This is a genomic window from Nocardioides pini (genome assembly GCF_026712185.1).
GTDB lineage: Bacteria > Actinomycetota > Actinomycetes > Propionibacteriales > Nocardioidaceae > Nocardioides > Nocardioides pini.
This window is the reverse complement of sequence record NZ_JAPPUX010000009.1, coordinates 13231-33759: the sequence shown is the minus strand read 5'-3', so window position 1 is coordinate 33759 and position 20529 is coordinate 13231. Positions and strand designations below refer to the sequence as shown.

The window sequence follows — 20529 nt, the reverse complement described above, 5'->3', positions numbered from 1 at the left end:
TGGCGGTGATGACCAGGCGGGCTCTCGACACCACCGCAGCATCGGGTCAGGTGTCATGCACCCGGCGGAGTCGGTCCGGGATGTCTTGAGAGATCAGTCCGGGATGTCCTGAAGGAACACACCCCTACCTCCGCCGCCACGAGGGCCCCGCACCGATCGGTGCGGGGCCCTCGTCACGTGTGGGGAGCGGTGCCACAGCCGCATCCCGACGGGCGGAAAGGTGGCTGGCGCACCGCCCCAACCCCGGCGACGTACGACACGCACCCCAGCGGTGCCACAGCCACATCCCGACGGGCGGAAAGGTGGCTGGCGCACCGCCCCGGGCCGCAGCGACGTACGCCGGTCAGCGCAGCCGGGCCGGGAGGCCGTAGCGCCACTCCTCGGAGATCAGCAGGCTCCCCTCGTCCAGCCGCCGCTCGACCGCGTCGACCAGCATCGCGGAGGCCTTCTCGGGGTAGACGCGGTCCCAGGACAGCTCGCCCCGGTGCTCGAAGACGTGGTGGATGACGCTCGTCATCAGGTCCTTGTCCACGGGCGGGGCGAGGAAGTTGCTGCCGGCGAGGAACGTCTCGGAGCGGTCGGACCCGAAGCGCAGCGTCACGCACGGCACCTCGAGGACGTTGGCCTCCTCGACGATGCTGCCGGAGTCGGTGACGATGACCGCGCACATCGACATGGCGGCGACGACGTCGAGGTAGCTGTCCCACACCGGCGTCGAGATCAGCGCGTCGCCGTACCTCTTCTCGAGGTCCTCGAGCCACTGGCGGCGGCCGAAGTTGTCGATCGCCGCCTCGGTGCCGAGCAGGCGGATGAACAGCACGTGGTGGCCCTGCTCGAGCAGCGCCTCCATCGCGTCCATCAACAGGTTGAAGCGGTCGCGGTTGGTCGTGTTCTCGCGGCGGTGCACGCAGAAGCGCAGGAAGGATCCGTCGCCCATCTGCGGGAACCTCTGCAGCACCTGGTTCCTGTCGCTGCCGGCGATCGCCTGCTCGAGCGCGTCGACGACCGAGTTGCCGACGACGTCGATCGCGGCGGGCGCGAAGCCCTCCTCGAGGAGGAACTCGCGGTTGAGCTCCACGGGCGCGGCGTGCAGGTCGGAGCCCGCGTCGGCGACCCGGGTGTTGAACTGCTCCGGCGACGGCTCGCGGCTGCCCTTGGCCCAGCTCGCGCGGTCGACGGACTGCTCACGGAACGACGCCCAGTCGAGGTCGGCGCCCTGCTCGAGCCAGCCCCGGAGGACCTCCGGCTTCGGCGACAGCGTGCGCAGCCCGGCCTCGACGTGGACCAGCGCCTGCCGCTCGCCGAAGGTGGCGAGGGCCCCCGCCATCGCCGTGGTCGTGTCACCGTGCACGTAGGTGATCGGGAAGCCGCCGCGCTCGGCGAAGCCGCGGAGGTAGAGCGCGAGCTTGGCGGTGATGCCGGAGACCAGGTCGTTGACGCCGCCGCGCACCTCGAGGTTGATGTCCTCCCGGACGCCGAACTCGTCGAGCATGGACTGCGAGAGGTTGTGGTCGTAGTGCTGGCCGGTGTGGCACAGCACCACGTCGTGGCCGCGGTCGCGCAGCTCGTGGTAGATCGGCGCCTGCTTGATGATGTCGGGCTTGGTGCCGACGACGACGATGTGCTGGCTGTTCTGGTGGGACATGGGTTCCTTCGGGTGGAGCGTGCGTGGTCCGGGGCCCGCGGGCGGAGGCGTCAGAGGAGGTCCTCGCGGCTGCTGGCCGCGAGGAGCGAGCGGAGCCGCTCGAGGATGCCGGTGTCGAGGGCCTTCTGGCGGTCGAGGACGTAGACCGCGTCCTCGTGGGTCACGATGATCAGCCCGCGCGCGCCGAGCGTGACGACCGGTCGGCCGTCCATGCTCGCGACGAGGGTGTTCTCCGCGTCGAGCTGGAGCGCGGGACCGATGGAGGTCACCCGCTGGTCGTCCAGGACCCGCTCGAGGCGCGTCCAGGTCCCGACGTCGGTCCAGCCCAGCTGCCGGGGGACGACGAGGCACTCCATGCCGGCCCACATCAGCGGGTAGATCTCGTGGCCGCCGATGGACGCGCCGCGGTAGCCCTGGTCGGAGGTGGCCCCGCGGGCGAACCGCTCGATGGACTCGAAGATCAGGGGTAGGGCGGTCCGGTAGGCGTTGCAGGCCTGCCCGACGTGCACGCCGTAGCAGGCGGTGTTCCAGAACAGGTTGCCCGACTCCCCCAGCTCCTCGACGACGTCCTCGTCGGGCTTCTCGTGGAACGAGTCGATCACCTGGACGGCGTCGTCCCCGCCCTTGGTGTGGATGTAGCCCAGGCTCGGGTCGAAGCGCGTCGGCTCCGCGCCCAGCACGACCATCGACGCGGGCGTGCGCTCGAGCTGCGCGAGCATCTCGCGGGAGGCCGCGTTGAAGGCGTCCTCCTCGGTGATGAGGTGGTCGGAGGGGGCGATGAGGGCGGGCGCGTCGCCGTACTTGTGGAACAGGGTCGCCACGCTCAGGGCGAACGCCGTCGCGGGACCGGCCGGGTCCTCCTCGAGGATCAGGTTCTCCTGCGGCACCGGACCGAGGGTCGCTCGCGCGGCCTCGGCGAAGCGGGCACGCGTCGAGACGTGGATGCGGCTGGGGTCGACGATCTCGCTGAGCCGCTCGATGGTGCCCGTGAGCAGCGGTCGGTCGCGGACGACCGGCTGGAACTGCTTGGGGGCGCGGTCCCGGCTGATCGGCCACAGGCGCGAGCCCTGGCCACCCGCGAGGATGACGGCGACGGGCTCGTCGGAGGTCTCAGGCATGCGCTGATTCCACCATGCGGCGTTGCCGGGCGACCACGTCTCTCCGGGCGTCCCGGTCGATGGTCAGCGTCGCACCAGCGGGCGCAGCATGAAGGCGAGCGCGAGGAGCGACCCGGCGACGAGGCCCGACCAGAGCAGGATGGCCCGCGGCGTGCCGAACAGGTCGATGCGCTCGGGGGCGGGCGGAGCCTGCGCGTCGGCCCGGACCTCCTGCACGGTGGACTCGACCCTGCCCTGGCGACCCGGCTTGATCTCGCGGGTGAGCGCGTCGTGCGCCTGGACGACGCCGGCACCCGTCCACGGGTTCGTGGCCTTGCCGTCGGGGCCCTCCGGAGCGCCGGCCCCCTCGGTCGTCGCCTGCAGCCGGGCGACCAGCTGCTGGGGGGTCTCGCGGGGGAACCGCTGCTTCAGCAGCGCCATGACGCCGCTGACCTCGGCCGCCGCCCACGACGTGGCGACCTGCTCGACCTCGCACACCTGGCCGGTGGCGTTGACGGAGATGGCGCCCAGCGTCGCTGCCGCCACGTCGGTGTCGAGGTTGGGCAGGACGTAGGTGCTCGGGTGCTCGTCGCCCGGCGGGGTCGCGCTGACCGCCACCACGCCGGGGTAGTCGGCCGGGTAGACGTCGGCGTCGTTGCCGGGGGTGCCCTGGAAGCCGTCGTCGGGCGTCTCCGGCGCGTTGCCGGCAGCCGCGACCACCACCACGCCGAGGTCGACGAGACGCTCGACCGCGGCCTCGAGGACGGGGTCGGACCGCCGCACCGCGAGCGAGATGTTGACGATGTCGACCTGCTGCTGCGGCTGCGCCCGGATCACGGCCTCGATGCCGGCGGCGATGCCGGCCGAGGTCAGCGGTCGCTCGCCCTGCGTGGTGTCGGCGTCCTCGGCGTCGTAGACCTTGACGTCGACGAGCTGGGCGTCGGGCGCAACGCCACGGGGACCGGCGATCAGCCCCGCCACGATGGTGCCGTGCCCGGACAGGCGGGTGGCGGGGTCGACCCCCGCGATGGCGCCCGCGCCCGCGATGTCCAGACCCTCCGCACCCACCATGCCGCTGTCGATCACGGCGACCTTCACGCCGCGGCCGGTGGCGAGCTCCTGCGCCTGCTCGACGTGCATGCGGTCGAAGGCGAGGTTGTCCTTGGTGTGCGTGTCGGCGAGCCGCTCGGAGCCCGGCACCTCTGTCTCGAGGCACGGGGCGTCGTGGTCGGCGGCGGCCGGGGGCGCGCCGCACGGCACCAAGGCGGCCGCGAGCAGGCCGGCGGCGAGCGTCGTACGCACGGCTGGGCGCCGCAGCAGGCGGCACCCGGTCGACGGCGCAGCCATCAGCCGGCGTCCGCGGTCGCGTCGTCGGCGGGCGGCGCGTCCTCCGGGACCCGGCGCGCGCTGTTGGTGGACAGCTGCACGCCCGGCTCGAAGAACTCCAGCCACGCGCTCGGCACGAGCGGGGGGTCGACCTCGCCGTAGCCGAGGAAGTCGGGCACCTCCGAGCCCACCAGCTCGTACTTCTCGCCCTTGGGGTCGATGACGTAGCGGGTGCCGGCGTCGGCGGCCTCGCCCGAGCCGGACAGCACGTAGGCACCGGCGCTCGGCTCGACGTCGACCGCGTGGCGGCCCGGTCGCACGTCGGCGGCGTAGGGGTCCGCGGCGCCCGTCGGGTTGGTCGCGAGACCGAAGGTGGTGTCGGTGCCGGTCGCGGGGTGGAGGACCGCGCACAGGGCGCCGTTGGTGACCGGCTGCGGCACGTCGCTGGGCCACTCCGGCGGCGTGCGCGGGTCACCGAAGGACGCGGACAGGTCGCCCGGGAGCTCCTGCGCCGGCTCCTCGACCACGCCGTAGACCATGCCGGCGAAGTCGGTGAGCCGCTCCGGCGCCTCGTCGCCCAGCAGGTAGTAGGAGCCGCTGCTCGAGAGCAGCAGGTCACCGATGCGGTAGCGCGAGAGATCCGTGCCGGTGCTGCCGTAGGGCACGCGCTCGCCGGAGCGGGTGACCCCGAAGGACGCCTTCTCCAGGGGCTCGCCGAGCCGGAACAGGTTCAGCCAGTCGGGGTCGACCTCGGTCGCCGACGCGCCGAACCCGAGCCGGTCCCCCAGCGTCGAGGACTGGGTCTCGTCCTCGGGCATCGGGAAGCGGTAGGCGCTGCCCTGCTGGCTGCCGACCGGCGGCGCCGTGGCGATCAGCCACGTCGTGCCCTCGCTGCGGACCAGGAAGGCGGAGCCGGCCAGGTCCTCGACAGAGGGCGTGCGCTGGACCGCGACCTTGATGCCGACGCCGTCCCCGGTGCAGGCGGTCCAGCCGTCGTCGACCAGCTCGCCCGCGGACGGCAGGCTGGCGGGCGCGGCGTCGATGCCGAGGTCCTCGCCCAGCTGGACGGTGCGGATGTACTTGTCGCGCACGGTGAACGGCGTGAGCTCGGCCTGCCCGAGCAGGAGCTGCGCCGAGACGTAGTTGGGCACCCGCTGGAGCAGCGGGTCGTCACCGCCGCGCAGGACGACGTACTGCTCGCCGGTGTCCTTGGAGATCACGAAGCTGCCCTCGTCGAGCCACTGCGCGGGCGGGCGCCCGAGCAGGAAGCCCGCGACCGCCGCACCGGCGAGCAGCAGGACGGACAGGGCGACACCGCCGATCAGCACGCGGCCGGGCCGCACCGGCTCCACCTCGCGGCCGCCCGGGGCGCCGGAGACGAAGGCGGTGACGAGACGGCGCCGGCTGAAGGCGTGGGCCTCGACGAGGTCCTTCTTGGTGGCCATCGATCAGCCCGCCACCGCGGAGACGAAGCCGGCCGCGAGGACCATCAGCGGGAGCAGCGCGAGCAGGGTCATCGTCTCGACGATGTCGCCGATGCGGCCGCGGCGCACCGACGGCGAGGCGGGCACCAGCGTGAGGGCGAGGAGGACGGCGCCGATGCCGGCCAGGCCGATGGCGGCGCCCGCGCGCCAGCCGTCGTGGATCAGCAGCATCGACAGGGCCACCGAGACCAGGCCGAGGATGCCCGAGACCAGGCCGGCGAGCACCTCCGAGCCCGTGCGGTACTGGCGGGTGCGGAACATGACGGCGAGGCAGCACACGGCCGCGAGGATCGTGCCGTAGACGCCACGTCCGACGGCGAACGGGGCGAGGAGCACCAGGAGCGTACCCACCGTCGCGGAGACCGCGAGCAGGATCTCGTGGCCGACCCGGGCGTCGTCGGCCACCTCGTCCGGGTCGATCTCGTCGGGGTCGGCGGTGATGTCGTGCAGGGAGTAGAGCTGGTCGACCTTGGTGCCGGTCACCCCGAGGGCGAGCCACGGGAAGATGCTGCCGGCCAGGACCACCAGGGTGAGCAGGACGACGAAGACCACGGACGGCTCGAGCGAGAACACCCCGATGAGCACCGACCCCGCGACGACCACCGCACCGACCACGACGGCGGGGATGACGAGTGCCCGGCCGCCCTGGAGGCCGACCACCGCGATCAGTCCGACGGCGAGGACGCCCAGCCCGGCGTAGAGGAGCGGGTCGGCGAAGAACGCGTCGTCGAGCGGCCAGCTCCACTCCGGTAGGTCGCCGGGCGCGAGCAGGAGCCCCGCGACCGCGGCGTAGAGGGCGGCGAGCAGGGAGACCGCGACCCCGGCCTCGGGCTCGCCCTGCGCGCGGGTCAGGACGATGCCGCCGACCACGAGGAGCCCGGCGATCACGGCGGCGGCGACGCCGCCCAGGAGGCTCTCGCCCTGGAGGAGGAGGGCCAGCGCGCCGAGGCCGAGCAGGAGGCTGCCCGCGCCCAGTGCCGTACGCCGCCCCGCCGCCGGCTCCCACGGCTTGAGCTCGTTCTCCACGACGTCGGCCATGGCCTCGACCACGTCGTCGTAGACGCGCGGGGCCTTGTCGTCGACGCCGGCGGTGACGGTCAGCAGGCCGCCGTCCTCGATGCCCTGCATCGTCAGGCCGGCGTTGTCGGCCAGGATCCGTCCCTCCTGGGTCACCAGGCGGTAGCCGCCGTAGACCGTCGAGGCGTCGAGCAGGCCGACCGAGCGGGCGAGCTCGGGCACGAGCTCGGCGACCGGGATCGACCCCGGCAGCACGAGGTCGACCCGGCGAGATCCCGAGGCGATCGTCACCCGGACCAGGCCGGAGGCGACCGAGGACCCCTGACTCATTGGTGTTTCCCCCTGATTGTCCTTGCACCTGCATCGGCCGAGGGGCCGGAGCTCTGAACGGGGAGCAGCCTAGGCGAAAGCCGCTCGCGGAAATGGCACGAGGCCGGACGTCCCCGGAGGGACGACCGGCCTCGGACGGTGTGCGGTGCTCAGAAGCGGTTGGCGCCGCGGGCGTCGGCCGCCTTGTACTCGGCGTTGGACGCGTCGACACCCTGGCTGGCCTGCTGGAGCAGGAGGGTCATCTCGGACATCGCCTGGTCCCACTTGGCCTTGGCCTGGTCGTAGGCCATCTTGGCGTTACCGTTCCAGTCCGACTTGAGGGGGTTGAGCTCGTTCTCGAGCTGGTCGAGGCGGGCCTCGATGTCCTTGGCCGCCTTCATCACGTCGGCCGCACCGGCGTCGAGGCTGCCGTGCTGGACCTTGATTCCGTCGAAAGTCATGTCGATCTCCTAGATCTCAGAAGTCGGGTGCCGGCGTCAGCCGAGACGGCCCTGGAGGTTGGCGTGGTTGGCGGACTGCGACTCGTCGGTCGAGACGTTGTCGCGCTCCGTCTCCTTCATCGAGGCCGAGAGCTGGTCGAGGGCCTTCAGGATCGTCTCCTGCTTCTGGTCCCAGGCGATCATCAGGTTGTTGAACGCGGTGGCACCCTGGCCGCCCCAGCCGCCCATCATCGTCTGGATGTTGCCGGAGAGGACGCCGCACTTGTTCTTGACGTCGGCGCGGGCCTGGTCGACGAAGTCGGCGCCCTTGGAGAGGGCCTTCTCTGTCTGGCCGTACATCTCGCTCATGAAAGATCCTTCTCCCTCGGCGGTCGAACCGACCGAGTGTTTGGTGGTGGTGACTCACTGGACTGGTGATCCGGTGCTCGGGGAGACGTCCCGGCCCCCCGCGCTGACGTGCATCTACCCGACCGTCCTGGGCCTAAACATCACGACGTCATTTCCCACAGGCGCCGGAAGACGCCGGCCGCGACCACGAGCGACGCGAGGGCGAGGCTGCCGCACAGGGACTCGGCGACCTCGGCGCGCCGCGACCACCAGACCGAGCGCCAGCCGCGGCCGGTGGCCACCGCCGCGGCGAGGGCGACCACGCCCAGCGCGACGCTGACGTAGAAGAACGTGTCGACGTGGCCGGCGCCCACGCCCGCGACCAGGTGCACGGCCAGCGCCACGAGGGCGCCGAGGCCGGCGAGGCGGAGCAGGACGCGTGCTGCCGCGTGGCGGTAGGACCGGGCGGCGAGCAGCAGCGAGCACCCCGCGAAGAAGACCAGGCACCGGGCGCCGATGCGGTCGAGGTCGATGGTCGCCGCCTGCAGCAGCAGCGGGCTGGCGACGAGCACCGTCACCAGGATCGCGGCCGCCGCACCGGTGACGATGCGCGACGCCCGGCGCACCAGGCGCTCCATCGCGTCGGCGGCGACCACGACGCGACCGCGGCGACCCCGGCGCCGGCCGTCACGGGCCGACCAGGCGGTGACGGCGAGCCGGTCGAGGTCGAGCAGCGCCTCGTCGGGCACGTTGACCGCGAGCGAGGGAGCGAAGCGCGCGGCCATCATCGCGAGGAAGACCAGCAGCGCCCAGGCGACCCGGGCGTCCCAGCCCAGCATCGCCGGGACGGCGCAGCACGCGAAGACGGTGAGCCCGCTGACGATCCACACGGTGCTCACCTCGTCGGCACCGGCGGACACCGCGCGGCCGATCCCGGCGACGACGGCTGCCGCGATGCCGGCGGCACCGAGGATGGCCGGGAGGAGGTGGACGCCCGGCTCGTAGAGCGCCGCGAACGCCGCAGCGGCCGCGAAGGCCGGCGCCGCCGAGGCCCGCTGGCGGGCATGACGACCGAGCGGCAGCACGCCGACGAGGGAGCACACGAGCAGCAGCCCGACGGTGACGGTCCGGACGACGTCGTCGCCCGCGCGAGCGGCGTACCACCCGGCGAGGACGGCCACCAGTGCGGCGACGCCGGCGATCATCGCGGCGAGCGCCGGGCTCTCCGGTGCGTTCTTGGCGGCCTGCAGGAGGGTCACGCGTCGCGGCCGGTGCACGCTGGTCGTCGCGACCAGCACGTCACCGGGCTGGATGCCTGCCTCGCCCAGCGGCAGGGCGGCGTTGAGCCGCTCGCCGAGGGCGGTCTGGAGCAGCGGGATGCCGGGTACGTCGGCCTGCCTGGCGTACTCGCGCGCGACGTCGACGGCGGTCGCGCCGGCGGGCACGACGAGGTCGAGCACCCCGGCCGGGCCGTGGATGCTCAGCGCGATGGTCGCGCCAGCGCTGCTGGACATCGCGACGTCCGACACGGATTCCCCCTTCGCGTTGCCCCTGGAACGAGCACCACTCCGCTGGAGGGTAGTCGTAGGTGCGGCTCGCGCGGCAGCCCACCTATCATCGTCGCGACTTCATCGGGCACGGCACTGGGGGATGCGTTGAGCACGACACTGCGGGGCGGCCAGAGGCTCGACGAGCCGGAGATGCCGGGTGGTCAGATCGTGCTGCAGCCGCCGCCGGAGCTGCAGGAGGGCGAGGGCGCCGGGGGCGTGCTGATGAACGCCATCCCGATGCTCGGCAGCCTCGGCTCCATCGTGCTCGTCGCGACGATGGGCGGCGCCAACAAGAGCCGCAGCTTCCTCGCCGCCGGCATGTTCCTCTTCGCCACGCTCGGCTTCATCATCGTCCAGATCGACCGGCAGCGGAAGCAGCGCGCGCAGCAGGTCACCGGCTCGCGCACCGAGTACCTGCGCTACCTGGGCAACATCCGCAAGGTCGCACGCGAGGCTGCCGACCAGCAGCGGCGCGCCCTCAACTGGCACCACCCCGAGCCCTCGGCGCTCCCCGCCCTGGCCGAGGACCGCACCCGGCTGTGGGAGCACACCGTCTCCGACGACAACTTCCTGCACGTGCGCTACGGCCTGTGCTCGCAGCCGCTGTCGCTGGAGCTGGTGCCGCCGGAGAGCGCGCCGGTCGACCAGGTCGACCCGGCCGCGGCGTCCGCCCTGCACCGCCTCCTCGTCGTGCACCGGCTGCAGCCCAACCTGCCGGCGTCGATCGACCTGCGCGCCTTCGACCGCATCGAGCTGTGCGGCGACGCCGAGGAGGTCCGCGCGACGGCACGCGCGATGATCTGCTCCGCGACGGCGTTCCAGAACCCCGACCAGCTCATCGTCGCGGTGCTCAGCTCGGAGCAGAACCTCACCCACTGGGACTGGGTCAAGTGGCTTCCCCACGCGCAGAGCACCCGCGAGGCCGACGCGGTCGGCCCGATGCGCCTGGTGTCGACCTCGCTCGACGACCTCGGCAACCTGCTCCCGCCCGACCTGAGCGACCGTCCCCGCTTCGGCGCCGACGAGCGCGCCGCCACGCCGCACATCCTCCTCGTGATCGACGGCGGCCACCTCCCGCCGGGCAACCACATCGTCCCGCCCGACGGCCTGCACGGCGTCACGCTGCTCGACCTGCCGAGCCGGTGGGACGAGCTCGAGGACTCCACCCGCCTGCGCCTGGAGTTCGCCGACGCGCCCGACGAGCTCGGCAAGCGCCCGGTGAGCGCGCTGCGGCTGCGCGGCGAGCCGGTCCGCGCGCTCGCCGACCAGTGCGACATCGCCACGGCTGAGGCCTTCGCCCGCCGGATCGCGCCGCTCAAGACCGCCAGCGCCGAGTCGTCCTCGGCCGGCGGTGCCGTCGACATCACGTCGGCGACCCCCGACCACATGGACCTGCTCGGCCTCGGCGACATCTTCACCTACGACCCGGCCACCGCCTGGCGCCCGCGCCCGGCGCGCGACCGCCTCCGGGTGCCGATCGGCATCGGCGACTCCGGCGGCCTGATCCACCTCGACATCAAGGAGTCCGCCCAGCAGGGCATGGGCCCCCACGGCCTGGTGATCGGCGCGACCGGCTCCGGCAAGTCGGAGTTCCTCCGCACGCTGGTGCTCGGCCTGGTGATGACGCACTCCTCCGAGCAGCTCAACCTCGTGCTCGTCGACTTCAAGGGTGGTGCCACCTTCGCCGGCATGGCCGACATGCCGCACGTCTCGGCCGTCATCACCAACCTCGCCAACGAGCTCACGCTCGTCGACCGCATGCAGGACGCCCTCTCGGGCGAGATGACCCGCCGCCAGGAGCTGCTGCGCGACGCGGGCAACTACGCGTCGGTGCGCGACTACGAGAAGGCCCGCGCCAACGGCGAGCCGCTCGAGCCGATGCCGTCGCTGTTCATCGTCGTCGACGAGTTCTCCGAGATGCTCTCGGCCAAGCCGGAGTTCATCGACCTCTTCGTCGCGATCGGCCGCCTCGGCCGCTCGCTCGGCCTGCACCTCCTGCTCGCGTCGCAGCGACTCGAGGAGGGTCGCCTGCGCGGCCTGGAGTCCCACCTCTCCTACCGCGTCGGCCTCCGCACCTTCTCCGCCGGCGAGTCGCGCGCCGTGCTCGGCGTTCCGGACGCCTACGAGCTGCCCGCCGTCCCCGGTCTGGGCTACCTCAAGCCCGACCAGTCCACGCTGCTGCGCTTCAAGGCGGCGTACGTCTCGGGGCCGCCGTCGAGCCGCACCCGCGTCACCCGCGACGAGGGCGGCGCCATCCGCGGCATCCTGCCCTTCACCATCTCCGAGGTGCAGGCCCTCGAGCCGACCGAGGAGGTCACCGAGGTGGCGGCGCCGAAGCGCCAGCAGCAGGGCGAGCAGCCCTCGCTCCTCGACGTCGCCGTGACGCGGATGGTCGGCAAGGGACCGGCGGCGCACCAGGTCTGGCTGCCGCCGCTCGACGTGCCCGACACGCTCGACGAGCTCATGCCCGACCTGGTCGAGAGCCCCGACCTGGGCCTGACGTCGCCGCAGTGGCGCAACGTGCCGGGCCTGGTCATCCCGCTCGGCACCGTCGACCGGCCGCGGGAGCAGCGTCGCGACACGATGACGCTCAACCTCACCGGCGCGGCCGGCCACGTCGCGGTGGTCGGCGGCCCGCGCTCGGGCAAGAGCACCATGCTGCGCAGCATCGTCACGAGCATGGCGCTGGTGACGACGCCGCTGGAGTCGCAGTTCTTCGTGCTCGACTTCGGTGGCGGCACGTTCGCCCCGCTGGCCCGCCTGCCCCACGTCAGCGGTGTCGCCACCCGCTCCGAGCCCGACGTCGTACGCCGCGTGATGGCGGAGGTCGAGGGCATCGTCGACCGCCGCGAGGCCTACTTCCGCGAGAACGGGATCGACTCGATCGAGACCTACCGCTCGCGTCGCACCCAGGGCCGCGCCGACGACGGCTGGGGCGACGTGTTCCTCGTCATCGACGGCTGGAGCACGTTGCGCGCCGAGTTCGACGACCTCGAGATGGAGATCCAGCAGCTCGCCGCGCGCGGCCTGACCTTCGGCCTCCACATCGTCACCGCGTCGACCCGCTGGGCCGACTACCGCGCCGCGATGCGCGACGTCTTCGGCTCCAAGCTCGAGCTGCGGCTCGGTGACCCGCTCGACTCCGAGATCGATCGCAAGGTCGCCGCGCTCGTCCCGGTCGGCCGGCCCGGCCGCGGTCTCGTGCCGTCCAAGCTGCACTTCCTCGGCGCGCTGCCCCGCATCGACGGCGACGGTGACGCCGACACCCTCGGCGACGGCGTCGACCACCTCGTCGACCGGATGGCCGCGGCCTGGAAGGGCCCGCAGGGCCCCAAGCTGCGCCTGCTGCCCGAGAAGGTGACCCTCGAGGCGGTCCGCGAGGACGCCGTACGACGCCAGCTGCCGCCGAAGCATGTCCTGCTCGGCATCAACGAGAAGGAGCTCGCCCCGGTCGGCCTCGACGTCGACGCCGAGCCCCACATGCTGGTCTTCGGCGACGGGCAGTCGGGCAAGAGCGCCCTGCTCCGGGCGTACGTCCACGAGATCATGCGCACCCGCACGCCGAAGGAGGCGCAGATCGTCCTCGTCGACTACCGGCGCTCGCTGCTCGGCGAGGTGCCCGACGAGTACCTCCTCAACTACCTCACCTCGGCCACCCAGGCCACGCCGACGCTGAAGGACATCGCGAGCTACCTCGAGGGCCGCATCCCCGGCCCCGACGTGACGCCCGACCAGCTGCGCAGCCGGTCGTGGTGGACGGGTGCCGAGGTGTTCGTGGTGGTCGACGACTACGACCTCGTCGCGACCGCCCAGTCCTCCCCGGTGTCCTCGCTGCAGCCGCTGATGGCCCAGGCCCGCGACGTCGGCCTGCACGTCGTCGTCGCGCGCCGCACCGGCGGCGCCTCCCGCGCGCTCTACGAGCCCGTCATCCAGTCGCTGCGCGACCTCGCGATGCCCGGCGTCATGCTGTCCGGCCCGCGCGACGAGGGCGTACTCATCGGCAACCTGCGCCCGCAGCCCGCCCCCGAGGGCCGCGCCCGCGTCGTCACCCGCGACGGCGGCACCCAGACCGCCCAGCTGGCCTGGCTCGACCCGACGATGTAGTGGCGCTCGCGCGTGAGCCTCGTCCCCCCGGTCGTGGATGTGGCTGGCGCACCGCCGGCGCGCGCTTCCTACTCGATCTTCTCCGGGCGAGCTGTGCACCCGAGTTGCGTGCTTATCGGTAGAGATCTGTACCTGCAAGCAGGGCGGTCACCGGATATCCGGTGACTCCAGCGACCGCATCGCTCACCGCCGGCCGCTCTTGAACATCCCGCGGGCGATCTCGCGGGCGGCGGTGCTCATGAAGTCCTTGAAGGCCCGGGACTTCACGACGCTCTCCACCATGCTGTCCTCCTCCTTCGGCGGCTTCTCGGCCTTCTCGGTCACGCGGGCGTTCTTCTGCTCGCGCGCCATCTCCTTGACGCGGGCGTCCTCCGCGGCCTTGCGGGCGCCCTCCTCCAGCTTCTTGGCGAGCAGCTCGCGGGCGGACTCGCGGTCGATCGCCTCGGCGTACTTCGCGGTGAGCGGCGAGGCCTCGACCGCCGCCTGCATCGCCGGCGTGGGGGCGGGGTCCATGAGGGACTCGGGGGCGCGCAGCCGCGTCCAGGCGACGGGCGTCGGGGCGCCGCGCTCGTTCATCACCGTCACCACCGCCTCGCCGATGCCCAGCGACGTGATGACCTGGCCGAGGTCGTCGTAGGCGCTGGTGGGGTAGGTGTTGACGGTCGCCTTGAGGGCCTTCGCGTCGTTGGGGGTGTGGGCACGCAGCTGGTGCTGGATGCGCGAGCCGAGCTGGCCGAGCACCTCGTCGGGCACGTCGGTGGGCGACTGGGTCACGAAGAAGACGCCCACGCCCTTGGACCGGATCAGCCGCACGGTCTGGGCGATCTGGTCGAGGAAGGCGTCGGAGGCGTCGTTGAAGAGCAGGTGCGCCTCGTCGAAGAAGAAGACCAGCTTGGGCTTGTCGAGGTCGCCCTCCTCCGGCAGGTCGTGGAAGAGGTCGGCGAGCAGCCACATGAGGAACGTCGAGAACAGGGCGGGCCGGTCCTGGAGGTTCGGCAGCTCGAGCAGGCTGACGATGCCGCGCCCGTCCTCGGCGGTGCGCAGGAACTCCTTCGTCTCGAACTCCGGCTCCCCGAAGAAGACGTCGGCGCCCTGCGCCTCGAAGGCGACCAGCTCGCGCAGGATCACGCCGGCGGTCTGCGGCGAGAGCCCACCGATCGTCTTGAGCTCGGCCTTCCCGGCCGCGTCGCCGGTGAGGAACTGCAGGACCGCGCGCAGGTCGGCGAGGTCGAGCAGGGGCAGCCCCTGCTGGTCGCAGTAGTAGAAGACCAGGCCCAGGGAGGACTCCTGCGTCTCGTTGAGCCCGAGGACCTTGGCGAGCAGGGTGGGACCGAACGCGCTCATCGTCACGCGGACGGGTACGCCGGTCCCCTGGCCGCCGATCGCGTAGAACTCCGTCGGGAAGCCGGTCGCCGTCCAGTCCTGCCCGACGCTCGCGGTGCGCGCGGTCAGCTTGTCGCTGGGCTCGCCCGGGACGCTGATGCCGGACAGGTCGCCCTTGATGTCGGCGGCGAACACGGGGACGCCGTTCGCGCTGAGCTGCTCCGCGAGCAGCTGCAGGGTCTTCGTCTTGCCGGTGCCGGTAGCGCCGGCGACGAGACCGTGGCGGTTGAGCATCCCCAGCGGGATGCGGATCCGTACGTCGCTGAGGTGGTCCGCGTCGAGCATGAGCCCGCCGAGCTCGAGGGCGGCACCCTCGAACCGGTAGCCGGGTGCCACGGCCTCCGAGATCGGGTCGGAGATCGGGTCCGACGGCGGGTCCGCCACCGGTGCGGACGGGGTGGGCTCGGCCTCGGGCGTCTCGCTCATGTCGCGAGCCTAGTCACGGGTGGGGACGACAACGAGGGCCCGCAAGGGGGCGTCGTTATGATCACCGGCGTGATCTTCAAGCGGGTGGGCGTCGGCCGACCCTATCCCGACCACGGGCTCGACTCGCGCGGCTGGGCCGACCTGCCTCCGCGACAGGTGCGCCTCGACGAGCTCGTGACCACCAAGGACACCTTGCGGCTCGACACGCTCCTCGACGAGGACTCGACGTTCTACGGCGACCTGTTCGCCCACGTCGTGCAGTGGAAGGGCGACCTCTACCTCGAGGACGGCCTGCACCGCGCCCTCCGTGCGGCGCTCCAGCAGCGCAGCGTGCTGCACGCGCGGGTCCACCAGGCGGACGACAAGTGACGGGTGCGGCCCGGTCGGCGCTCACGCTCGCCGTCCTCGCGGTGCTGGTGCTGATCGCCGCGGTGTGGGGATGGGCCGCCTTCACCGAGCCGTTCCCCGAGGACGAGCCCGTCGCCATCTGCGAGGACACGACGGTGCCGGCCGGGTCGGAGGTGCGCCGCGACCAGGTCGTGGTGAGCGTCTTCAACGGCAGCAAGCGCAGCGGCCTGGCCGGGGCCACCAGCGCCCAGCTGGCCGAGCGCGGCTTCGTCGAGGGCACCGTCGGCGACTCCCCGCTCCCCGCGGCCACCACGCAGATCTGGTCCTCCGAGCCGACCAACCCGGCGGTCGTGCTCGTGCAGCGGCAGTTCAAGAGGGCGCAGGTCGTCGAGGGCGACGCGCTCGGACCCGGCGTCGTCGTCGTGGTCGGTGAGAAGTTCCAGGCGCTGAAGAAGAAGCAGGTCGAGTCGGTGGTCGCCGAGGCCGACGCCACCTGGTGCAAGGCCACCGGCTCCGAGTGAGCCTCGGCCCGGTCCGGGCCTAGTCCCTCTCGCGGCGCGGCGGGTCGCCGACCCACTGCGCGAGCCGGCCGTTGTCGGAGACCTGACGCATCCGCGCCTCGGTGGCCTCGCGCAGCTTGCGGGGCGTGACCACGAGCAGGTCGTCGCCGTGCCGCAGGACCGTACGACGCTCCGGGACCAGCACCTCGCCCGACCTGATGACCAGGGAGACCGAGGCCCCCTGCGGCAGGCGCAGCTCGCCGACCTCGACGCCGTGCATCTTCGAGGTGGGCGCGATCGTCACCTGCAGGAGGTCGGCAGCCACGCGGTCGAGCGGCGCCGCCTCCACCTCGAGTCCCCTCGGCTCCGAGCGGAGCGCGACGCCGAGCGTCCTGGCCACCCACGGCAGGGTCGGTCCGGTCAGCAGGGTGTAGACGACGACCATCACGAAGACGATGTGGAACAGGCCCTCCGCGCCCGTCACACCCTCCGACAGGGGGATCGTGGCGAGCACGATGGGCACCGCGCCGCGCAGGCCGGCCCACGACAGGAACGCCAGGTCGCGAGGCACCATCGGCTGCACGACGCTGCTGACGACGACCGACAACGGGCGGGCCACCAGCGTGAGGACGAGTCCGGTGACCAGCGCCCGGACCACTGTGTCGAGGTGGATCGCCGAGGGCGAGAGGAGCAGCCCGAGCATCACGAAGAGCCCGATCTGCGCCAGCCACGCCACCCCCTCGGAGAAGGAGCGGGTCGCCACCCGGTGCGGGAGCTCGCTGTTGCCGAGGATCAGCGCGGCGACGTAGATCGCGGCGAACCCCGACGCGTGCACCGCCGACGCAGCGCCGTACGCCGCGAACGCCAGGCACAGGACGGCGAGCGGGTAGAGGCCGGAAGAGGGCAGGGCCGCCCGCCGCATCACCCACGCACCGCCCACGCCGATCGCCGCGCCGATCAGGCCGCCCGCGATCAGCTCGAAGACGATGAGGCCGCTGGTCTCGAGCAGGCCCGCCTCGCCGATCGCGCCGGTTGAGATGATCCCCACCAGCACGACGGTCGGGGCGTCGTTGAGCCCGGACTCGGCCTCGAGCGCGCCGGTGAGCCGCTTGGGGAGCGGCAGCGCGCGCAGGACCGAGAACACCGCGGCCGCGTCCGTGGGCGAGCAGATCGCGCCTAGCAGGATCGCCAGCTCCCACGGCAGTCCCAGGAGGTAGTGGGTGCCGACGGCGACCACGGCCACCGACACCGCCACCCCGACCGTCGCGAGCGACAGGCCGAGGCGGACGCTGGAGCGCATCTGCCGCCAGTCGGTGGTGAGACCACCTTCGGCCAGGATGACCGCCAGCGCCCCGAAGCCGAGCGCGTGCGCGAGCTGGGCGTCGTCGAAGGGGATGCCGAAGGGCCCGCCCTCGCCGAGCAGGACGCCGATGAAGAGGTAGATGAGCAGCGACGGCAGGCCCGCGCGCGCGGACACCCGCACCGCGAGGATGGCCGCAAGGGTCACGACGGCGCCGACCAGCACGAACTCGTCGAGCTGGTGGACGTCGAACGTCATGCACACCTCGGGGTCGCTCTGCGGCTTGCGGGGGCGGACTGGATCCTATCGGCCGCGCGCGCGCCCGACGGCGCCCGCGGCCCGGCCCGGACGGCGCGGCCGGAGCGCGTCGGCTGACGTCTGCGGCACAATCGCGTGGCGGGAGAAGACGTTTGAGGTCCGGCTGACCGGGTAGGCGTCCCCGGACGAGAGGGAGTGATCGATGTACGGCGACACCGCCGCGGGCCGCAAGCGCGTGGCGCAGCTCCGTGAGCAGGGCGGCGACATCCGGGCCCTGGCCGCCCGCCTCGTGTCCCAGGCGGAGGCCGTGCCGTGGCACGGCAAGGCCGCCGACGCGATGCGCGAGCGGATCAAGGAGCGCGCCTCCCACCTGCGCACCGCCGCCGCCCACCACGAGACCGCCGCCGATTCACTCGCCCGGCACCTCGCGGAGGTCGACTCGCTCAAGGAGGCGATCGACGTACGCGCCCACAAGGCCACCGCCCTCGTCGAGGACGCCCACACCCGCGCCGCGCACGCGGCCGGACCCGACGGGGTCCCGACCGCGACCGACGGGGCCGAGGCCGCCCTCCTCGCCTTCGACCCCCCGCCCGCCGGCCACAAGGACTGGCTGACCGTCACGCTCCCGGGGCTCTGACATGGTGACCATCGACCTGACCACCCCGCCGCCACCGCCCACCAGCTTCATCGACGCGATGGCCCGCCGGCTCGCGCTGACGCTGCCCGAGCTCCGCCGCGTCGCCGAGCTGGCCGGCGGGGCTCCGCTCCCGTTCGACCTGCCCAGCGGCACCGACGGAGCGGTCGACGCCGGATCGCTGTCCGGCCGCCTCGGCCAGAGCCGCGGGTCGGTGGAGGACTCCGCCTACACCGACGCGCTCCGCACCCTCCACGACCCGGACGAGACCCTGCGCCGGCGCGGGCTGGTGACCGACGCCGGCGCCGACCCGGGCGTCGTCGGGGCCGTCGGGCTCCTCGCGACGCCGCGCCTGGCCCTCGACATCGACGTCGCCGCCGGGGCCACCCAGGTGAAGGCCTGGCACCGCCACTCCGGCGGCGCGGTCGCCAGCCTGTCGACGTGCGACGGCATCGTCTTCGAGCTGGCCTGGTTCCCCGTGGATCAGTGGACCACCGAGCTCGCCCGGGTCACGGCACCGCCGGAGGACCTCCCCCTGGGCACCTCCCACGTGCCGGCCCACCTGGACGTCCCCTACGCCCTCGCCGACTCCGTCGGGGAGGCGCTGCGCTCGGGCCGGTCCGACCTGGTGCCGGTCCTCGTCGACCAGTCGGGCGGGGTCGTCCTCGCCGACGGCCGCGAGATCGGCGGAGCGGAGGCCGTCGACGTGGTGTCGGCCGTCCACACCGAGGGTCGCGGCCGCATGCGCATCCTCGCCGCCGAGGTGTCCGAGCGCGCCACGACCTCCGTCGGCGTCGTGTCCTGGGTCCTGCTCCGCGACGGCTGGCACTCCCTGACCCCGCGCCACGACGACGTCGCACGCGTCGCGGTCGTCCGCGTCGACCCCGACGACCTCGCCACCGAGCTCGCCCCGGTGCTGGCCCAGGTCACCGTCCCGGAGGACCTCGCATGAGCGACCTCGACATCCCCCGCACGCACGACGGTCCGCCGGACGACTCCTCGGCGACGGTCGCCGCCGACAAGTACGACCAGATGCTGGCGCTGGCCGACCTCTTCGACACCTCCGGCAACGAGATGCGCACCCGCGCCCGCCTCGGCACCGAGATCCTCGGCGACGACGACGTCGTCGACACCGGCGAGCTGTCGAAGGCGACCTGGGCGCAGGCAGAGGAGGACATCCGGGCCGCCACGACGGGCAAGAGCGGGTTGCTGACGCGGTCGGTCGAGCTCGACGCCGACGCCCTCGTCGTACGCGCCACGGTCCTCACCTACCGCTGGATCGACGAGCTGCAGCAGGCCGCCTACAAGACGCTGGGCTCCATCGCCGGCCGCGCGATCGGCTACCTCGCCCCCGAGGTCGCGCTCGGTGGTGCGATCGTGAGCGCGGGGCTGATCGAGACCGACGTCCTCGACCGCGACGGCGTCACGGCCTACCTCAACGAGCTCGCCGAGAACAACCCCGACCTGATGGACCACCTCTCCGGTGGCGGTGGCCTCCTCGACGGGCTGCACATGCGCTCGCTCCTCACGGCCGGGGTGCTGGCGTCCGACCAGGGCGCCCACGCGGCGCGCGGCGGCCTGCGGGCGATCGGCGTGGACCCGTTCCCGACCGACGCGGTGTCGGCCTTCCGCGACTCCGCGGGCTCCTTCGTCGAGGCCGAGGTGCCGGAGGCCGAGGTCGACAGCGGCAGTGGCGCGGCCCCTCGCTCGCTCGAGGAGCTGATGGCCAAGCTCGTCGCCGAGGACAGGCGCATCAGCGTCCAGCGCGTCGGCGCGGGGCGCTACATCGCCTACCTCCCGGGCTCGCTCACGCACGACTCCGGCCGGCTGCGCCTCGTCGGCGCCGACCCGACGACGACGGTCAGCCAGGTGGTCCGGGCGATCGAGGCGGCGGTCACCGACGACGACGCCCGCGTGATGCTCGTCGGCTCGGCTGCCGGTGGCGCGGTCGCCGCCGAGATCGCCGCGACCACCCGTTCGTCGCGCTTCGTCGTCGACCAGGTCGTCACCGCCGGCGCCCCGTCAGCCCAGGTGCCGCGGATCCCCGAGGCCACCCGGGTGCTCTCGCTCGAGGACCGCTCCGACCCGGTGGTCCTGCTCGGGTCGCTCATCAACGCCTCGACGGCCAACCGGCTCACGGTCGTCTTCGACGCGGGCGGGGCCGAGGGATCGCAGCTCTACGTCGCCGGCGCGCGGGCCGCGGACAGCGCCCAGCACCCGGAGCTGCGGGCCGAGATCACCCGGATGCAGGACCTCGGCTTCCTCGCCGGCTGAGCGGGGCGGGCGTCATACGAATCGTCGCCGATAGGTCCGCCTTCGTATGACGTCCGGGCGCCCCTTCTCCGAGCGTCATGCGGATC

The 20529-nt window shown here is 72.8% G+C and carries 16 protein-coding genes; 6 read left to right on the top strand and 10 right to left on the bottom strand.

Going from position 1 to position 20529, the window contains the following annotated elements:
* Window positions 1-343: 343 nt before the first annotated feature.
* From NYO98_RS21620 to NYO98_RS21585, 8 genes are all read right to left on the bottom strand, one after another.
* On the bottom strand, window positions 344-1645 hold the full coding sequence (locus tag NYO98_RS21620; protein WP_268113979.1) for a UDP-N-acetyl glucosamine 2-epimerase: 1302 nt from the start codon (window positions 1643-1645) through the stop codon (window positions 344-346).
* Between the two features lie 50 nt (window positions 1646-1695).
* Entirely contained in the window at window positions 1696-2763 is a 1068-nt protein-coding gene (locus NYO98_RS21615; protein ID WP_268113977.1) for a sugar phosphate nucleotidyltransferase, read from the bottom strand.
* A 63-nt stretch (window positions 2764-2826) separates the two neighbouring features.
* Window positions 2827-4089 (bottom strand): S8 family serine peptidase, encoded by a 1263-nt coding sequence (locus tag NYO98_RS21610; RefSeq protein WP_268113976.1) that lies wholly within the window; start codon window positions 4087-4089, stop codon window positions 2827-2829.
* Window positions 4089-5513, bottom strand: a complete 1425-nt coding sequence (locus NYO98_RS21605) for a type VII secretion protein EccB (protein WP_268113974.1) — start codon at window positions 5511-5513, stop codon at window positions 4089-4091. The genes NYO98_RS21610 and NYO98_RS21605 overlap by 1 nt, the downstream gene beginning before the upstream one ends.
* A gap of 3 nt (window positions 5514-5516) precedes the next feature.
* Window positions 5517-6899, bottom strand: coding sequence for a type VII secretion integral membrane protein EccD (eccD, locus tag NYO98_RS21600; protein ID WP_268113973.1), 1383 nt, complete (start codon window positions 6897-6899; stop codon window positions 5517-5519).
* Window positions 6900-7048: 149 nt separating this feature from the next.
* The gene (locus tag NYO98_RS21595) at window positions 7049-7339 is read right to left on the bottom strand and encodes a WXG100 family type VII secretion target (protein ID WP_268113972.1); all 291 of its coding nucleotides are present in this window, start codon (window positions 7337-7339) and stop codon (window positions 7049-7051) included.
* A gap of 36 nt (window positions 7340-7375) precedes the next feature.
* Window positions 7376-7687, bottom strand: coding sequence for a WXG100 family type VII secretion target (locus NYO98_RS21590; protein WP_268113970.1), 312 nt, complete (start codon window positions 7685-7687; stop codon window positions 7376-7378).
* A 140-nt stretch (window positions 7688-7827) separates the two neighbouring features.
* Entirely contained in the window at window positions 7828-9195 is a 1368-nt protein-coding gene (locus tag NYO98_RS21585; protein WP_268113969.1) for a hypothetical protein, read from the bottom strand.
* 126 nt (window positions 9196-9321) lie between these two features.
* Between NYO98_RS21585 and eccCa the strand changes: the two genes are divergently transcribed.
* Window positions 9322-13320, top strand: a complete 3999-nt coding sequence (gene eccCa / locus NYO98_RS21580) for a type VII secretion protein EccCa (protein WP_268113968.1) — start codon at window positions 9322-9324, stop codon at window positions 13318-13320.
* 183 nt (window positions 13321-13503) lie between these two features.
* On the opposite strand, the gene NYO98_RS21575 is transcribed toward eccCa, so the two are convergent.
* On the bottom strand, window positions 13504-15129 hold the full coding sequence (locus tag NYO98_RS21575) for a helicase HerA-like domain-containing protein (RefSeq protein WP_268113967.1): 1626 nt from the start codon (window positions 15127-15129) through the stop codon (window positions 13504-13506).
* A 69-nt stretch (window positions 15130-15198) separates the two neighbouring features.
* Here NYO98_RS21575 and NYO98_RS21570 point away from each other — a divergent pair, with 69 nt between their 5' ends.
* Window positions 15199-15498 carry a type II toxin-antitoxin system VapB family antitoxin gene (locus tag NYO98_RS21570; RefSeq protein ID WP_268113966.1) on the top strand — a complete coding sequence of 100 codons (300 nt, stop codon included), beginning with the start codon at window positions 15199-15201 and terminating at the stop codon, window positions 15496-15498.
* Window positions 15495-15998, top strand: a complete 504-nt coding sequence (locus tag NYO98_RS21565) for a LytR C-terminal domain-containing protein (protein ID WP_268113964.1) — start codon at window positions 15495-15497, stop codon at window positions 15996-15998. Before NYO98_RS21570 ends, NYO98_RS21565 begins: the two co-directional genes overlap by 4 nt.
* 19 nt (window positions 15999-16017) lie before the next feature.
* Here NYO98_RS21565 and NYO98_RS21560 read toward each other — a convergent pair whose 3' ends face one another.
* Window positions 16018-17535 (bottom strand): potassium/proton antiporter, encoded by a 1518-nt coding sequence (locus NYO98_RS21560; RefSeq protein ID WP_268113963.1) that lies wholly within the window; start codon window positions 17533-17535, stop codon window positions 16018-16020.
* Between the two features lie 202 nt (window positions 17536-17737).
* On the opposite strand from NYO98_RS21560, the gene NYO98_RS21555 reads away from it, so the two are divergent.
* The 3 genes from NYO98_RS21555 to NYO98_RS21545 are packed head-to-tail and all read left to right on the top strand — an operon-like array spanning window position 17738 to window position 20443.
* The gene (locus NYO98_RS21555; RefSeq protein ID WP_268113962.1) at window positions 17738-18172 is read left to right on the top strand and encodes a hypothetical protein; all 435 of its coding nucleotides are present in this window, start codon (window positions 17738-17740) and stop codon (window positions 18170-18172) included.
* 1 nt (window position 18173) lies between these two features.
* Window positions 18174-19121 carry a hypothetical protein gene (locus NYO98_RS21550; protein ID WP_268113960.1) on the top strand — a complete coding sequence of 316 codons (948 nt, stop codon included), beginning with the start codon at window positions 18174-18176 and terminating at the stop codon, window positions 19119-19121.
* Entirely contained in the window at window positions 19118-20443 is a 1326-nt protein-coding gene (locus NYO98_RS21545) for a hypothetical protein (RefSeq protein ID WP_268113959.1), read from the top strand. The genes NYO98_RS21550 and NYO98_RS21545 overlap by 4 nt, the downstream gene beginning before the upstream one ends.
* The last annotated feature ends 86 nt before the right edge of the window (window positions 20444-20529 follow it).

Excerpts from the sequence above, each read along its gene's own strand:
- NYO98_RS21560 (WP_268113963.1), bottom strand. The coding sequence starts at position 17,535 with ATGACGTTCGACGTCCACCAGCTCGACGAGTTCGTGCTGGTCGGCGCC.
- NYO98_RS21610 (WP_268113976.1), bottom strand. The coding sequence starts at position 4,089 with ATGGCTGCGCCGTCGACCGGGTGCCGCCTGCTGCGGCGCCCAGCCGTG.
- NYO98_RS21605 (WP_268113974.1), bottom strand. The coding sequence starts at position 5,513 with ATGGCCACCAAGAAGGACCTCGTCGAGGCCCACGCCTTCAGCCGGCGC.
- NYO98_RS21575 (WP_268113967.1), bottom strand. The coding sequence starts at position 15,129 with ATGAGCGAGACGCCCGAGGCCGAGCCCACCCCGTCCGCACCGGTGGCG.
- NYO98_RS21615 (WP_268113977.1), bottom strand. The coding sequence starts at position 2,763 with ATGCCTGAGACCTCCGACGAGCCCGTCGCCGTCATCCTCGCGGGTGGC.
- NYO98_RS21545 (WP_268113959.1), top strand. The coding sequence starts at position 19,118 with ATGAGCGACCTCGACATCCCCCGCACGCACGACGGTCCGCCGGACGAC.
- NYO98_RS21555 (WP_268113962.1), top strand. The coding sequence starts at position 17,738 with ATGTACGGCGACACCGCCGCGGGCCGCAAGCGCGTGGCGCAGCTCCGT.
- eccD (WP_268113973.1), bottom strand. The coding sequence starts at position 6,899 with ATGAGTCAGGGGTCCTCGGTCGCCTCCGGCCTGGTCCGGGTGACGATC.
- NYO98_RS21620 (WP_268113979.1), bottom strand. The coding sequence starts at position 1,645 with ATGTCCCACCAGAACAGCCAGCACATCGTCGTCGTCGGCACCAAGCCC.
- NYO98_RS21550 (WP_268113960.1), top strand. The coding sequence starts at position 18,174 with ATGGTGACCATCGACCTGACCACCCCGCCGCCACCGCCCACCAGCTTC.
- NYO98_RS21590 (WP_268113970.1), bottom strand. The coding sequence starts at position 7,687 with ATGAGCGAGATGTACGGCCAGACAGAGAAGGCCCTCTCCAAGGGCGCC.
- NYO98_RS21595 (WP_268113972.1), bottom strand. The coding sequence starts at position 7,339 with ATGACTTTCGACGGAATCAAGGTCCAGCACGGCAGCCTCGACGCCGGT.